Here is a 14,731-nt window from a genome sequence, read left to right on the forward strand (position 1 = left end):
GCGAGCCGACTTTGGGGCAGCTTTATAATGAAAGTATCGATGTCCCGTCCGAGTGATCATCGCCCCACTCCCTGCTGTCGAAGGTTCATAGTTCCATGAGTAGGTTGCCGCGCTTCGTTGTCCGGTTCCGCGGCCTCTTCCTCCTCTACCAGCTTTTGGTAGCAATCCTCGATATCCTGCGCGACGCATGGCCTGAAATGACCCGTCGATATGGAGCTTCGTGTTCACAGCACCGCCTCCTCAACGCACCGCTTGGCCCTAACGCAATACTCATGGATAGGTTCACTTTACTATCGACAGACAGTTAAACGCCACAATTGATTCGATTCGATTGGCGTACCAAGCGATCTCATTCGCAATCGGTCAGCGCAGAGGAACATTCCGCATCCGCGGCCGTTGTTTGCATTGCTGATGATCCACTGCCCAACGGATCAAGGCGGGCCTTCATCGAAATTTTTAAGAATGGAGACCCCTTTTGTGTAGCACGGTTGGTATAGCACGCGCGCTCTAGGCCCCGTCGAGAATGACGGGGCCATTTTGCTTGCCGAATGGCGACACTAGCGATCTCGCCTGTTTTCCAAGTGCGCTCGCGGGCGGTGTCGCAGTAACCCTGTTTCGACGTGCGGGAAGACTCCGTGCTCACGCAGCGGATCGTAGATCAATTAAGTTCCAAGTCCTTTAAACGTGATGGGCACCCCAACGGTGTCGGCAGACACCTGAAGAGTTCGTCCTAGATGTCTCGTCACGACGGAACCGTTTCCAAAGACAGCAGTTTGTAGTCTGCTCCCAGGTTTTCCCATTGCCCTGCGGAGAGAGGAATTGGCCCCCGATAGCTCCAGGGGGCCAATTCTTGCTGTTCTGCGCAGCCCGCACGTGCATGTGGGGCACCTATGAAGGTGCGCCCCGGCCTCTTTTCTGAAAACCCAGCGCCACCTATTGTGAGTTTCGTGACCATGCCTGTATCAGATCAGGCTTCCCCAGTGCGCAATTTGTAGGATTCGACATGGTGGCGCGGAACAAGTCCCCTGGATTGCGGTTTCGACAACGAGCCCAAGCTATCCACTTCCCCTGCGAGGGCTCATTGGACACTGAACCTCTTGGCCCCGTTGGTTGCACTTTTGGGGCCATTTTTTTTGGCGTCAGGAACGTTCGGCGCCTCCGGGCGTTCCTGTTGCCTATGATCCATTACCCCCGCGGATCTAGGCCGAGCTCCATCGATAGTCCCCGGAATGGAGCCTATTGGCACTACGCCGACCTCAGGCCCCGCTCTCCCGGACGGGGCCTTCTCTTTTTACGAAGGGGAACCCTAAGGACGGCGACCGTATCCACTGAGGCTGCAGATAATCAGCTACGTCGGGTCAATCGGCAGCGACCTGAGGAGCGCCTCCGAGGAGTCGGTGGGTTACTAAACCGTTTCCAGACGCAGCGGTTGGTACCTGGCTCCCAGGTTTTCCTTCCTCTGCTGCGCGAGAGGAATTGGTCCCAATGGCGCACCGGACTTTAGTCTGATACTTTTCCCGCAAAGGTCCTAATCCGTTGTCAGACCCAAGATCCTCCGCCTTTACTGGTTGAGTGGTAAAATGCATGCAACGATCTCAGATGACCTCGAATGAAATCCCGGATTTCGTGAATGAGTTGATCGCGGCTGGGTGCGATATCACGGCCATTGGACATGAGATGTACGTGATCGGCGAGGTGAAGGGTTCTGCAACCGAAGAGGTACGTCGGATAACGGAGAAATACCGGGACCGAGATCCTCTTAGGCTGGAGATCGTCGCCTACCTCTGGTCGATCGGCCGATACATAGAGCTTGCGGCCGAGACGACGCGGCACTAGCGCTCACATTGACGCCAATCATCAGCCCTGTATTGCCGGGCGATTTCTTCTCGCCGGAGCCCTCGCACTGGAACGTCTGCGCTCTATATTAGATAACGCGCATATCGCTCCCCGCCCTCCGGGGATTGAAAGCGCGCCCGTGCTTCATGATTATGAAGCCAACTGGCCTCGTCGCGCCCATACGACGAGGCCTTTTTGTTTACCCAGATCGCAAATGATCACGGACACGATCCGTCTGATAGCCCAGAAGCTCACGCCGGGGGCCATCGCCGCGACAGCGTCGAGTTCGGCGACGACCCAAGGCTTCCCCCCCACCACGCCATCGGGGCCATTTCTCTTAGTCGGATCCCTAAACCGATGAGCCCAATTAGAACCCGCGACGCCGTTTCTTGTTTTCAAATCCGAGCTTACCTACGGCGCGCCTGAGAGGGTGAGCCTCCGCTGGGACACCGAGCGGAGGCTCATGCGCGCATAATTATATATGTTATATCAAGCATCTACACGCCAATATAAACCGCGAACGCAGGTGGATAGCGTCGAAATCGGTAGCGGTTTGTGTAAATGCAGGCGCAGTTTGCCAATCTGAGAAATGCAAGGCAATTCACCCAAACGGGCGTCCTGCGTACTACATTCGAGTTATGTTCCAACGTGGAGGGTCCGGACAGTTCTTCCGCAAGCGCTAAGCCATCTATTGCTGCACACCGAGTAGTGGTGGCTCGGTCATGCACTCAATGTGTCAAGCGGTCCAGGGCCCCTATCCTATCTGTTACGTACCGGGTCTGGATTGGCAATCCCCTCCGGACCCGTCGATGACCTCGAAACTTATGGCCCCGTCAGGCGCGCTTCGAGGCAATCCTTTGGCACCGAACTTGTCGGTCTGATTGGCGCAGTTGCCGGGGGCGTCGGTGGCCTGGTCGGCCTGCCTCCACGGCGCGCATCGAGGCCGCCGCTTCAGCGACCTGCCTAAAAACCGGGATAAGTGTGTATATGCTCGCTATCAACGATTGCATTTGCAGGCATCGGGCCCGAACAATGCTTGCAAGTTTGAGCAACAGTCCACAACAGGCGAGCGCGCCATTTGACGCTCTTTTCCTCACGCTTTGGGCGAGCGGATCTTTGAACCACGACCGTTCTCTTCCAGGCACTGGAGGATCTCCCGCACAAGCCGGATATCGTAACTGAGATTGTTGAGCGTGTTTTCTCAACTGCCCGTCCTGGTTCGCCGCCAGTCGCTCCTGTCATGCCCACACGACCAGACCGACTGGTGCTCGAACGCTGGTTATCTCATCGTTGCCGGTGCTCACTCTTTGCGAACTCGTGCCGGCCGCTCCACCGCTCGGAGACACTTGACGGCTGCCCCTTGCCTACGGTCGGGATTTGTGGCGCCATCAAAATCTAGGCGGCAACAATTCGGGGGAATCCAATGATAGACACGCAGTCCAGAATTTTGGACCAGGACCTATCCGATTTGATCAGGGGCCAAATTGAGCAGCGCCACACGAACGAATTTCGGGCAATACTCTCAACCGGCAATGAGATTACGATGCACGGACCCTTTACTATTGGGCGCGACTTCATCATCTACAAAACTGCGAAGGATAACAGCGGCAAGTGGGCAATGACGCCCTTTGCTCATATCGTGCAGTTGGTAATTTGACGAAGACTTCGGCGCTTATCTAATTGCGACCACACGGCGAGAAGTGTGCTATTCTTCTGGGGTTGCCATGCGGCGACCGGACACAAGCGGACCCCTCCCTAACCGCACGGACCGCGAGGCTCAAGCTTGCGCGTCTCTTTGCCAGAAATGACGAGCTGACAATGGCGACGAATGCATCAGCATTCACAGCGCTCCAACTAGGAGGAAAGCACCATGTCAAGTCGTCTCGTTTTCTCGCTACTCATCGCTTCCGTGGGCATCCTTATGGTTTGGGCCTTCAGACCCGCGCCGACGATCTTCACTGGTTATGAAACACCGCCTAGCGCAGCCAAAACCGACCGCATAGACGCCGTACCTCGTTGAGGGAATCGGACGGCCAATAGACCGCGAAAGAAGGCGGCCACCCTCCCGCATAGGCGGCGGTCATTGCATGGTCGCGCATTCCAGGGGCACAACTTGCATTTGTTGCGCCGTTGAGTGAACGTTATACTTGGGGAAATTTCGAGGGGCAATTGTGAAACCCACGCTGACTGCTACATTGCTAATAGCCGGGGTGCTCTCGTTTTGTAGCGAGAACGCGATCGCCGCGAAGAACGGCATTTTCGTCTACGGTTGCACGTCCGACGGGAAACCGGCGCGTATGCGCGTGGTTGCCCCACTTAAGTACAAGGGCGCCGTAGAGGCAGGATTTTGCAATATGATACGGCAAAAAACGTCAGATTGGTTTCTTGCGCAGAAGAAGACCGTTGATCTGACAGAATTCGAGCAAGCCCTCGAAGTCATGATGCAATCAAGCGGCGGCAAGCTCCCAACGCAAAGCCCTTCCGCCGTTGCGAGATCTGTTGAGATTGGCAAGCGCGCAGCCTCACTGAAACTCTATTGCGGCGGTTAACATAGTGCTGGAAGCGACCACCGGCGTTCTTCGCGGGCTCGCCCGCCTACTTCTGCCCACATTCGAAGCCTGAAGTTGGTTGTGAACAAAGCCGGCGTCGCCTTCCTCGGCTCATCTGCATTCTCCTTGCCCTGGTATTAAGGATCCTAATGTTCGACCCGGGGTCGAGACGGCACAACCAGATCTGCCGGCGATGGTCCTCGCCAATTAGGGCCCTCCGCTTGGTCTGCGACGGAACAACGGGGCGTCCGGGGTGTTGCTGTAGATCGCAACGAACCGGGAGCGCCTCATGAAGATAGTCGTCATCGCAATTGTCGCCTCGATCATGAGCATACTTGTTTTCAAGTATGTCGACGGGACGTTCGGGACTTCCGAGGTCGTCGCGACTGCGGAGCAACTATCTAAAGACTAACAGGCGCCGTCCTCCATAAATCATCTGCTGTCTTGCCTTTGTCGGCGAGTGCCTGCGCGAACTTCTCGTGGCGCGCGTTTTAGGACTGGCATTGATCCAACCTCGGAGAGTGGGGATGGCATGCAAGATGACCGAATTCGCTTGCTATTCCCTCGCCGTTGGCGGCTAGCTCTTTCGTCAAAGGAGACGCGCAAATGGCCAAAGGTCAGGTACGAAGCAATAAGGAAGCCAGAAAGCCCAAGAAGGACAAGGACAAGGCTGCCGCGAAACCCGCTGCGCCGACGTTAGGATCTCAGGTGAAGGACACCAATAAGAAGTAACGCCGACGGTCGCGCGGGCTGCGTTAATCTGGACATCAATGACGCCGCGATTCCAGGATTCGTGCTCAAATCGGGCCGTAGGCGATGATCCAACCTCCTGGCGAACTCGTTGACTTCAGCGGCGCCGAAACCTTGTGTGGCAGGATCACAACCCGTTTTCCAAATGGCCTCCCGGCGAGGACTGGCGCCGAATGGACCTCTGTTTGTGTCCGGTTGACCTAAAGCAGAGCTTGGAGAAAGCGGGGCTGAGCTACAAGCGAGGCGCCGATCCCATGGAATGGTTCATCATTCGGTAAACTGAAGGCCGCTGCGATTTCCCCCGTATCCCGATTTGGCTACCCGCGTCATCCACCTCTCCGGCTGTAGGCAAAGGAATTGGAAGTGTTGGCCTATGTTGATCAGATCATCATGCTTTGCGCCGGCCTCTGGATGACGGCAGCAGGGTTTGGCTACGTTCAGACCAACACTCAGGTACCATGGCTCGCTCAACTCACGAGGCACTTTCGATGGATGGGGCCGCTGCTGATCGCTATCGCGATTGTTCTCTTGCTTGCCGCCCCTACCACATAAACCGCGGTCCTTGGGTCGTCGCGCTTGTCTGCCTCCTTATGCCCACATTCGAGGGCTGAACTGGGGCATGGATAAAGCCGGCGTCGCCTTCCTGGTGCTCATCTGCATTCTCGTTGCCCTGGTATTGAGCATCCTAATGTTCGAACCGGGGGTCGAGACGGCACCACCGGAGCCGCCGGCGATGGTCCCCACCAATTAGGGACCCCCCGATTGCTCTGCGACGGAATAATGGGGCGTCCGGGGTGTTGCTGTAGATCGTGACGAACCGGAAGTGCCTCATGAAGATAGTCGTCATCGCAATCGTCGCCTGGATCATGAGCATACTTTTTTCAAGTATGTCGACGGGACGTTCGGCACTCCGAGGTCGTCGCGACTGCGGAGCAACTAGCTGAAGACTAACAGGCGCCGCGCCACGTTGCCCAATCGGTTACCAGCGGCGGCCGGATTTCTGAAATATTAGCAGTGATAGACGCAGGCGTGAGGCGGTGAAGTCCTCGCTAAGATCCAGCGAGTGTCCCTCTGATCGAGCCGCATATGCGTCATCTGCTGTCTTGCCTTTGGCGAGTGCCTGCGCGAACTTCTCGTACCGCGCGCTTTTCAGGACTGGTATTGATCCAACCTTGGAGAGTGGGAATGCATTCAAGATGACCGAATTCGGTTGCTATCTCCCGCCGTTAGCGGCTAGCTTTTTTCGTCAACAGGAGACGCGCCAATGGCCAAGGGTCAAGTACGAAGCAACAAGGAAGCCAGAAAGCCCAAGAAGGACAAGGACAAGGCTGCCGCGAAACCCGCTGCGCCGACGTTCGGATCTCAGGTGAAGGACACCAATAAGAAGTAACGCCAACGCCGACATTCGAGCGGGCTGCGTTAACGGACACCGCGCCTTACGCACTGGTTCGTCGTCAAGGCCAAAAAAGTAGAACTGACGCGGCGATAAAGACGAGCGACAGTAACGCGAATCCTATTCGGTTTCGCCGCTAGCCAGCCTCCATCGATTTGTTGCCGGATCCCTCAGCTGCCACCACCGCGTCGGCCTGTTGGTAGCTCGGTGGTTGATATCTTTCACGTAGAACATTTGCTTGGTTCGGCCACTAATACGCACCAGAACGATCCGGGAACAACTTATGTGGCAAAGCGGAACAACTAACCCCACTAGATTATGGGATTTCAGTTTGTCGCGGAACATTCCTGCGGCTTCCACGGTTGTGAACAGTCGCAACCCGGGAGGAACCCTATGGCAGACGACAAGAAGAACGTTGGTCGCGATCGCGGACGAGTTGCCGCCGGACAGGCTTACGAACTCAATTACTTCAAGCGGAAGCACGGCCTCACCGATGACCGGGCCCGCAAGATCATCAAAGAAGCAGGAAACTCGCGAGAGAAGGCGAACGCATTAGCCGAGAAACGAAAGAAGGGCTAAACTCGGCGTCGGGAACACAAAAACGGGAGCGACGTATGGCTACCACACGAGCCGGTATCTCCGCCCGCGTCAAGATGATTTTCATCGAAATACTCGGCGTCAAAACCGCGGACCTTGCCGACTCCGCTGCAATCGTGGACGATCTTGGAACTGACCCGCTGAAAATATCCCAGTTATCGATGTTGATCGAAGAGGAGTTTGGGATATTCATCGCCGAGGAGTCAATGGAGCAACTCGTGACAGTTGGGGATGTTATCGATTTCGTTTGGGGATCCAAACGCTTGTATGGCCAATAAGAAAGCCGAGTAAAACGCGACATTATACATTCGCCTCGACGGCCACTGCCAAACTGTAAATTAACTTGTAGTTGGCACTTCCACCTGACATTGGGGCGGTAGGGACGAAACACGGTCCGCGTTCTTGGGTGACCCACGAGGCGAATTCGAGAGCCGCGACAACGTCTTCGAACTGTCGCAATGTCCTCCTCTCGCCGGGGGTCCGTTAAGAGATAGAGGACAGCCTTCGCGAGCAATATGAAGTGCGACGGGCCGAGCATGACCTTTGACAGAATCCGCAGTTCGAGGCTCCGAAGCCGGACATAGTCGGTGGGCGTCAGGTAGGCGAGCGTGCGCAGCTGGTGGACGCGGACGGCGATGACGTGATTGGTTGGTGTCTGGGCGGGGGGATGCTTATGCAGCAGAGGCTTGCGCCTCCGGTAGGACCTGCTTCGCCTTGCAGCCGTTGGCGAACTCGTCGTGCGATTGGCATTCGGCGACGACGACGAAGCCCTGGGCGGCGAACTCGCCTCTTCTCCTGCGTGATGCGCACGTCCTTAAGCCCGTAGCGGGACCTGCACGGGCCACCGAGCGCAGCGTTTTCGCGGCCAGCCTTGATTCCTAGGCGCATCCGCTCTTCGCGGAGGCTTCGGCATTCGAGGTTGGCCATAGCCGGCATTTCTGATGAGATCGGCAGGACGGAACTGTTCTGCAGTTTGTATTCGCCACGCTTCAGGCCGACGAACACGGTGCGCAGACCGTGGATCAGCATGCCCGTGAGAGCGATCCGATATTCCTCGGTCGGATCTTCGGACTGGATCGATGCGGGGTCATCATGCCGGCCTCCATCAGTTGGGCGATGCATTTGCCGGCCTCGTCGACGCCGGATGTCGTCGAGAGGCGGTGCGCTGCGCCTGGTACTTGTTCCCACGCTTCGGCATCGCGATGGCGGCCTGGTACTGTTTCGCGGACAGGTGCTCGGTCACGCCGCCACCTCGCCGGGGCGCCCCGGCCCGAGCTCTTGGAACAAACACCGCTCGGTCGCGGTTGCACCACCAAAGAGGAGGCCTCCATGCCCAAGTCCCCAATCCCGACCGTTCCAGATCCCGAATTCCCGCCGGACCTGCCGCCGGATGCTCCACCAGATCTGCCGGAGCCCCCGATCCAGGAGCCGGAGCCCGACGTCGGTCCCGACGTACCTCCTATTAGCCCTGTGCCCGGCGCAATTATTCCGCCGAAAATGTAGGCGCGACCGCAAGATAAGGAGAGGCCGGTGGAAATCCAGAGTTGGAGCAAATGCGTGATCATCCAGCTTCCGGAGCTCGACGGGGTGCAAATCGTATGGACCCCGGGTCGAGCGGCTAAGCTCCTGAGCGAGAACTGGCCCATAGACTTTGGCGTCGCGTACTCGGACGCGCTTTACAAATGCACCGACGCGGCGATGGGCACGTATCCCTGGGAGCAAGCTCGCGCCGCGTTCATTGAAGCGATCGCCGAGGCAAAGGTCACAAGGCTGCGCTGAATCCATTCGTCTTATGCTGCCGCACCTCCCGGTTCGCGGAACAAAACTTATGCGGCTCCATTAGGCCTGCAAGAAGGGAGACCGATATGACCGACGACCCCAAAGAGCCGAGAAAGCCCGTGGAGGTCCCGCCCGGCGAGACACCCGATCCCATGCCAGACAATCCGGATCGCCCCATTGAGGAGCCCGGACCGGACGACGTCCCGGAAGAGGCGCCAGACGTCACCCCTGTGCCAGGTGAGGAAATACCGGCTAAGATGAGCGGTTATGCTTGCTAAGTTTCCCGGTCGGATGTCTCCGTTGGAACAGAATTCCCTAATATACGTTTCGGAAAGGCCAACCCTACGGAGGCCGCGATGATAAACATCTGGGACGCGAACGTTGAAGTGACGTTTGATAATCATTTTCACGTCATCAGGAATGCCCGAGAGGCGGTCGCATTCCTTATGAAGTCCTGGCCAGAGACGAAGAGCGCGAGTTACGCAGCGGCCCGGAAAGCTTGCCTGGATGCTGCCGAGGGAACGATTCCTGGCGCGGAAGCCAGGGCCGCCTTTGAAGCTGCTGCGAAAGAAGCCGGCATTCTCCGATAACGTTGGTGTCGCCCAGCCTGAGGTGAGAAATTAACTCATGCTGCCGCCGCGGGCTCTTCAAGGGCAGCGAGTGACCGATGGCACCCATCACGAAGACGGGTGATCACTGCGAGTTTATAGTCTGCACGTCGTTGTGGCCCTGTTCATGGATTTTTGATGCGGAAGGTCTGGGCTTCGAGATCTCTTCGCGGAGGTCGCGGCTTTCTCAGCCGCGTTGGCTTCCTTCATCTCCGAGTAGCGAACGACGTCGGTTTCGTTGTTCCACCAAGCTTTGAGACGGCATTCCGTCCATTGCTTCTGGGTCCGCCTTTGGCGGCGTGCATCCGGCCGATCGACGGCTTTTCCATCGGCGATTTCAAAGAGGTGTCAAGCGAACTGAGGAATTGCAGCATAAGCAGTCCAAGAATTCGTCCGCACCTCCAGGGGATGCTCGACTTCTTCGACGACCTGATCGGGGTTGAGCGCGGCAACGCGCACCGAAACGCAGGTAGCGCCGAATGATGGCCGAGAATTCCGCGATCTCCCGTATTACCCACACTTCGAAACCATGGATGAGCTGCACCAAGGTCAGTCCGGCATGCGACGGCTGCTACGCCGAAGCGCTGATGGACAAGGGTTACACAAGGTACAATGGGGCAACCGCGCGCGTCAGCGCACCGGCGCCCATACTTGGAATGACCCGCTGCGCACGAAAACCGCAACACCCCGACGAGCAGGAAAGCGGGGCCCCAAATCAGCGGAACTCCGGCATTGGAGCCGATGCACCACGATCAGCATAGCCTTACGTCGCGCGAACTTTTCCAACTTCGTTTACGTGTCCCTGCTCTTCGCGGTAGGCTTGTTCCAGGCGGTCAATCTTCGTTGATCGCAGGCGGCCGCTGGAACGGAGGAAGGCCAGCATCGCCTCCATGTCATCGCTGCCACCGGGACGCTCGCCGTAGGGCACAGGGCGTCGAGACAGCTTCTGCGCCCAGTAACGGATCTCGCGCTCGGCCGGCGGGTAACACATGCCGAGGCGGTAAAGCCGAGTGTCTGTTCGAACCCATCGTGGGGGCACCATATCGTCCATTTGGACGATGGGAGACGTGTGCCCATGCTCCCCGTCGCGGGTCACAGGCTCGCTGAAGAACCAGCCGTATAGCCACGGGCGCCGGCCGCCTTCGCTGTCCTCCTCGATAAGCCACCCTTCAATGATCGGAGCAGCATCGAACTCCGTAACGGTCGGCCGAGCTGCTATGAACGGATCCACGTCAGGGAAATAGGGATCGAGAGCATTGAGAGGGTCTTCGAATGGTACGCCCTTGCCGAGTTCGCCGTCAGCGTGCTCGCTGCAGACGACCTTACGGAGGTCGCCGAAGGTGTGCAGACGCCCACGGCGTCCGCAGACCTCGCAGATGTGAAAGGATCGCGCGGCGGCTAGGCGGCAGGCATCGTCGATCGCGCGGCGAGCATCAGGTGCGATCTGTGCGATGGCATAATGCATGTGCAGAACGCCCTTCTCCTCCATCACCTCGAGCACCGTGAACGAGCCTCCTACAGCCATCACTTTGTCGGCCTCGGTGAAGAATGCGTGCAGGATGCCCAGCCAACCTTCGCCGCAGGCAATCGCCAAAGGACGACGGTCCAATCCGAGATGCGGATACCGGTCGTTCGGGCGGATGATCAGTCTCACTGTTTGGCTCTCTCGTTTCTTCCGCTTAGAGCAGGAATTCCGCAGACCAGTTGTTGCGCCAGGTTGTACAGCGTCAGGAGCCTTAGATCGGAGCTCGAGGTCCACCGGTCAACCGGCAACGATCCGGCGAAGGTCCGGCCAGGCCCACCAACATCGCCGGGAAAATCCTGCTCCGGCGCTAATGCCGCCGGTTGTCGTTGGTCGATGTTGCGCTTTCCAGGACAACGATGCCGGAATAGAGGACCGGTGTTCCATCGCGATCCTGGAAACACCGACCAAAAGCAACGACCGAGACATACCAGCCAGCCCGCGTCCTGACGCGGTAGAACGACTGCTGGGCTCGTCCGCTCACGATCTTTTCCGTAATTGTCTTTGCCAACCCTGGTCGATCCTCCGCATGGACCCGGTCGAGATAAAGTCTCAGCGGCAGTCCCTGGCTCGTCTCGCTCGCGGCGAGACCGAAGAGCGCAGCCAGGGCCGAATCTCCATAGACAAGGTCGCGAACGATATCCCAGGTGAAGATACCGGAGTCCGTCGCATCCGCATCTGTGAGTTCGACAATAATCGTGCGCTCTCCGCCCTCCTTTATTGCTCCGCCTAACCCCCTGCCATCAATTGCCGTTGGCCACTCGTCGCAAACCCAATTCCCTTCGGGCGCCCACGCGGGGTGTGCCGATCGAACAGCTGGCGCAAGCCATCATGAAGCCGTTTGTTGAAGCCGCCATCACAGTCCTCGAGCAGATCGAGATAGAATGTCGCGATCGTCCCGAATTCGGCTGCGTCGCGCGGCACTCGTCGTTCGATCGATTGAAACAACTGCTTAATCGTCTCTTCGAGTGAGCGGAAGCGCTCATGTCATACCCGTAAACCGTCTCATCCAGTTGGCACTGGGCCGTTTTAAATTGGATCACGAGGTCTGCGACGCTCGTAGCGGTGTTCGTGTCAGATCGTTGAATTCTCATTAGCACGCACTAACAGACACGACTACCCGCACCGCTACCCGCCACGTCAGATTCTTTCGCGCGCGCAGCATTTTTTGTAACGAACGGCGCGCGAGTGTAGCCGATAAGCAGCATTGTTTCGCAATCCAACTGCAGGTGAGGCCCAGCTTGGACCGGCACTCAGATCCAAATGGCCGGTTGTGCGCCAAGGTAAGAGCGCGCGGAACTTGGTGGCCTTATATTCAATCTTGAAAATATACTGGACACCCAAGTTCAATCGCGAGGGACGAGAACGTGGACAAACGTGGCGTAAACGGCATCCGCCCGGGCTCAAACTCAGCGTCGGAGCTGCAGGATATAGCGAGCAAGCTTTCGGCTCTCGCGCAACAAATCAAATCAATCGCGGCTACCCCGCTCGGCGACGCTATCGATCTCGACGAAAGCAGCGAGCGGTCGCGGAAAGCGGCAATAGAATAACTTGGAAACATTGCTGCTATTGCGGATTGACCGGACGCTGTCCCCGCAAACTCTCTACGCTAAACCGCCCAATTCCCCAAGTCCGAAGGCAAGCGGCGCGGCGTGTCTGCGACCGCGCCGTTAAATTTGGCGAACAGAGCCTGGCGGCAAAGATAGAGCGCCTTTTGTTTGCCTCCGAGCCGTTGAGCCACGACGAAGTTCATTTACGATGCAAGGTTCTTCGGCCGGGCATATCGAAGGTGATGGCCGGATAACACCAACGACGGATCATGCCGTAAAATGCTATCAACCATCACGATTAAAGCCGCCCGCGATGAAGATGTGCCTGTACTCGGAAAGTACGGGGCTGACCTGATGGCGCTTCATCATCAATGGGACCCCGAGCGCTTCATCCCGACGGGAACCGGCACGGAGGCATCTTATGCCAGATGGTTGGGAAGTCAGCTTGAAAAGTCCGAGGTCGTGGTCCTCGCCGCTGAGCAAGATGAAATGATCGTCGGTTACGCCTATGCATCTGTTGAGGGCCATGACTACATGGCGCTCCGAGGACCGGCGGGCGTCATTCACGATCTTTTCGTCGAGCCCGAAAAGCGCAGCCAAGGCATCGGCCGGATGCTGCTCGAGGCAGCTGTTGCAGCGCTTAAAGAGCGAGGAGCAAACCTTATCGTGCTTTCCACGGCGCACAGAAACGAAGCTGCTCAACGGCTCTTTGCCGCAGCGGGCTTTCGCCCGACGATGGTCGAGATGACACTCGACGTGAAAGCTTAATTTCTCGGCATCCAGGGCGCCGACACCTCACCTGGCCAGCCACCAGCGACCGGACATGTCGGCGATGCGCGAACATCTCGGCTCGAACTTTTCCGGAGTGTTGAAGCCGACAAGCCGAACGCTCGTACCATGCTGATGCGAACACTGTCGCCGTCGGTGACCGTGAAGGATTGAACTTTAGTCGGCAGAAGACGTTGCCGGCTGATTGGAGCTGGGTCCGCTCGTCGGCAGCCTTTCGGTCGACATCTGGCCGACCGCGACCGGTATCACCATCAGCAGCAACCAAGGATTTTGAAGTCTCTCTGGCTGAAGCGTCGCCGGCGGGCACTACGCCAAAGATGGCGCGCGGCAGTCAACGCTCTCTGGTTTGCGGCAATCGGGTTGATGAACGAATTCGGCGCCGAGCCGCGCGAGGGGACCATAACGGTCGATCTTCTGGCGCATGTCCGTGAGGGCTGGCGCTGCCAGGCGGCAGGCTGCCCTTCACGCAAGATCTGGTCGATGCGACGGCGATAAGAGGTGACCTAGACCTCGCTCAGAAAATTTGCCCCCCAAGCCAAAGGGATCATAGCCAAAGGCGGGGCAAAGGCGAGGTATCTTGGCCGTGGCATTCCGCCGATCGCCAACGAGAAAGGCCCGCCCCTCACCTACTAGGGGCCTCGCCGTCGAGCGATATCGATGACGTTGTCCCGCGACGCGCTCGACTCCTCGAAATCAAGATCGCCTGTGCGTTGCCGCATAGACTACAGATCACAATGTCATTTCTTGACAGATCGTTCCAGAATAGCTATTTCACGGCGATGGCGCGAAAAAAGGAATTCGACAAAGACAAGGCGGTGGGTGCCGCAATCGACGTGTTTCGCGAACACGGCTTCGAGGGCACATCGACTGAGATGCTGGTGCGCGCGATGAAGATCGGACGACAAAGCCTCTACGACACCTTTGGAGACAAATGGGCGCTCTACCGATTAGCAGTGGAACGTTATGCATTCGAAGAAACTGAAGCCCACGTGACGATGTTGCGCAGCCAGCGACGGGCCGTCGACGGGATCGCCGCAATGATAGAACGAGTGGTGGAGCGCGCCGATTGCGCCTGCCTCGGCGTCAATTCGATTTGTGAATTTGGCCAGAGCCGGCCGGAACTTAACGCGCTCCATCATGCTGCCGACAATCGCTTGAGGAAAGCGGCAGTGGAATGCATCAAGCAAGCCCAAACCGAAAACGATGTCGAAAAATCGCTGTCGGCAGAGGCTGTTGCCTCTTTCCTCATTACCAGCATCGCTGGCATTCGTATCGCGGCCCGTGGAGGTAGCCCTCGCTCGGAATTGGAATCCCTCGGAGAACTGGCAATCCGTGCAATCCGGTAGCACCCCAAAAAA

19 protein-coding genes are annotated in these 14,731 nt (G+C 57.6%); 17 read left to right on the forward strand and 2 right to left on the reverse strand.

Features of this window, described 5'->3' with window-relative positions:
- Window positions 1-1,599 precede the first annotated feature (1,599 nt).
- The 14 genes from ASD63_RS10700 (at window position 1,600) to ASD63_RS36735 (ending at window position 10,273) form a co-directional block, all read left to right on the forward strand.
- Window positions 1,600-1,836: a hypothetical protein gene (locus ASD63_RS10700; protein WP_034800369.1), complete on the forward strand. Its 237-nt coding sequence runs from the start codon at window positions 1,600-1,602 to the stop codon at window positions 1,834-1,836.
- Between the two features lie 1,423 nt (window positions 1,837-3,259).
- Window positions 3,260-3,493: a hypothetical protein gene (locus ASD63_RS36730; RefSeq protein WP_060529252.1), complete on the forward strand. Its 234-nt coding sequence runs from the start codon at window positions 3,260-3,262 to the stop codon at window positions 3,491-3,493.
- A gap of 514 nt (window positions 3,494-4,007) precedes the next feature.
- Entirely contained in the window at window positions 4,008-4,385 is a 378-nt protein-coding gene (locus tag ASD63_RS10710) for a hypothetical protein (protein WP_060529253.1), read from the forward strand.
- Window positions 4,386-4,991: 606 nt separating this feature from the next.
- The gene (locus ASD63_RS36590; protein ID WP_256386711.1) at window positions 4,992-5,117 is read left to right on the forward strand and encodes a hypothetical protein; all 126 of its coding nucleotides are present in this window, start codon (window positions 4,992-4,994) and stop codon (window positions 5,115-5,117) included.
- 384 nt (window positions 5,118-5,501) lie between these two features.
- A complete protein-coding gene (locus ASD63_RS36055; protein ID WP_082566399.1) occupies window positions 5,502-5,687 on the forward strand; it encodes a hypothetical protein in 186 nt (61 codons plus the stop codon).
- Window positions 5,688-5,754: 67 nt separating this feature from the next.
- A complete protein-coding gene (locus ASD63_RS36595; protein ID WP_255381441.1) occupies window positions 5,755-5,886 on the forward strand; it encodes a hypothetical protein in 132 nt (43 codons plus the stop codon).
- Window positions 5,887-6,399: 513 nt separating this feature from the next.
- Window positions 6,400-6,525 (forward strand): hypothetical protein, encoded by a 126-nt coding sequence (locus ASD63_RS36600; protein WP_255381443.1) that lies wholly within the window; start codon window positions 6,400-6,402, stop codon window positions 6,523-6,525.
- Between the two features lie 396 nt (window positions 6,526-6,921).
- Complete coding sequence (locus ASD63_RS10725; RefSeq protein WP_034800360.1) at window positions 6,922-7,107, forward strand: DUF3606 domain-containing protein; 186 nt, start codon at window positions 6,922-6,924, stop codon at window positions 7,105-7,107.
- 35 nt (window positions 7,108-7,142) lie between these two features.
- Window positions 7,143-7,403: an acyl carrier protein gene (locus ASD63_RS10730; protein WP_060529254.1), complete on the forward strand. Its 261-nt coding sequence runs from the start codon at window positions 7,143-7,145 to the stop codon at window positions 7,401-7,403.
- 1,252 nt (window positions 7,404-8,655) lie between these two features.
- On the forward strand, window positions 8,656-8,904 hold the full coding sequence (locus tag ASD63_RS10735) for a DUF982 domain-containing protein (RefSeq protein ID WP_034800356.1): 249 nt from the start codon (window positions 8,656-8,658) through the stop codon (window positions 8,902-8,904).
- 86 nt (window positions 8,905-8,990) lie between these two features.
- On the forward strand, window positions 8,991-9,182 hold the full coding sequence (locus ASD63_RS10740) for a hypothetical protein (protein WP_034800353.1): 192 nt from the start codon (window positions 8,991-8,993) through the stop codon (window positions 9,180-9,182).
- 78 nt (window positions 9,183-9,260) lie between these two features.
- A complete protein-coding gene (locus ASD63_RS10745; RefSeq protein ID WP_034800350.1) occupies window positions 9,261-9,494 on the forward strand; it encodes a DUF982 domain-containing protein in 234 nt (77 codons plus the stop codon).
- 156 nt (window positions 9,495-9,650) lie between these two features.
- Entirely contained in the window at window positions 9,651-9,995 is a 345-nt protein-coding gene (locus tag ASD63_RS34985) for a hypothetical protein (RefSeq protein WP_156624135.1), read from the forward strand.
- Window positions 9,996-10,045: 50 nt separating this feature from the next.
- The gene (locus ASD63_RS36735) at window positions 10,046-10,273 is read left to right on the forward strand and encodes a hypothetical protein (RefSeq protein WP_320410587.1); all 228 of its coding nucleotides are present in this window, start codon (window positions 10,046-10,048) and stop codon (window positions 10,271-10,273) included.
- Between the two features lie 2 nt (window positions 10,274-10,275).
- On the opposite strand, the gene ASD63_RS34995 is transcribed toward ASD63_RS36735, so the two are convergent.
- Complete coding sequence (locus ASD63_RS34995; protein WP_034800348.1) at window positions 10,276-11,166, reverse strand: hypothetical protein; 891 nt, start codon at window positions 11,164-11,166, stop codon at window positions 10,276-10,278.
- 178 nt (window positions 11,167-11,344) lie between these two features.
- Window positions 11,345-11,782, reverse strand: a complete 438-nt coding sequence (locus ASD63_RS36065; RefSeq protein ID WP_348272613.1) for a PAS domain-containing protein — start codon at window positions 11,780-11,782, stop codon at window positions 11,345-11,347.
- Window positions 11,783-11,835: 53 nt separating this feature from the next.
- On the opposite strand from ASD63_RS36065, the gene ASD63_RS35000 reads away from it, so the two are divergent.
- From ASD63_RS35000 to ASD63_RS10775, 3 genes are all read left to right on the forward strand, one after another.
- A complete protein-coding gene (locus tag ASD63_RS35000; protein ID WP_156400723.1) occupies window positions 11,836-12,006 on the forward strand; it encodes a hypothetical protein in 171 nt (56 codons plus the stop codon).
- 857 nt (window positions 12,007-12,863) lie between these two features.
- Window positions 12,864-13,352 carry a GNAT family N-acetyltransferase gene (locus ASD63_RS10770; RefSeq protein ID WP_034800331.1) on the forward strand — a complete coding sequence of 163 codons (489 nt, stop codon included), beginning with the start codon at window positions 12,864-12,866 and terminating at the stop codon, window positions 13,350-13,352.
- Between the two features lie 800 nt (window positions 13,353-14,152).
- Window positions 14,153-14,719 carry a TetR/AcrR family transcriptional regulator gene (locus tag ASD63_RS10775; RefSeq protein WP_034800425.1) on the forward strand — a complete coding sequence of 189 codons (567 nt, stop codon included), beginning with the start codon at window positions 14,153-14,155 and terminating at the stop codon, window positions 14,717-14,719.
- Window positions 14,720-14,731 lie beyond the last annotated feature (12 nt).

The organism is Ensifer sp. Root558 (assembly GCF_001427045.1).
In the GTDB taxonomy this organism is placed as follows: Bacteria; Pseudomonadota; Alphaproteobacteria; order Rhizobiales; family Rhizobiaceae; genus Ensifer; species Ensifer adhaerens.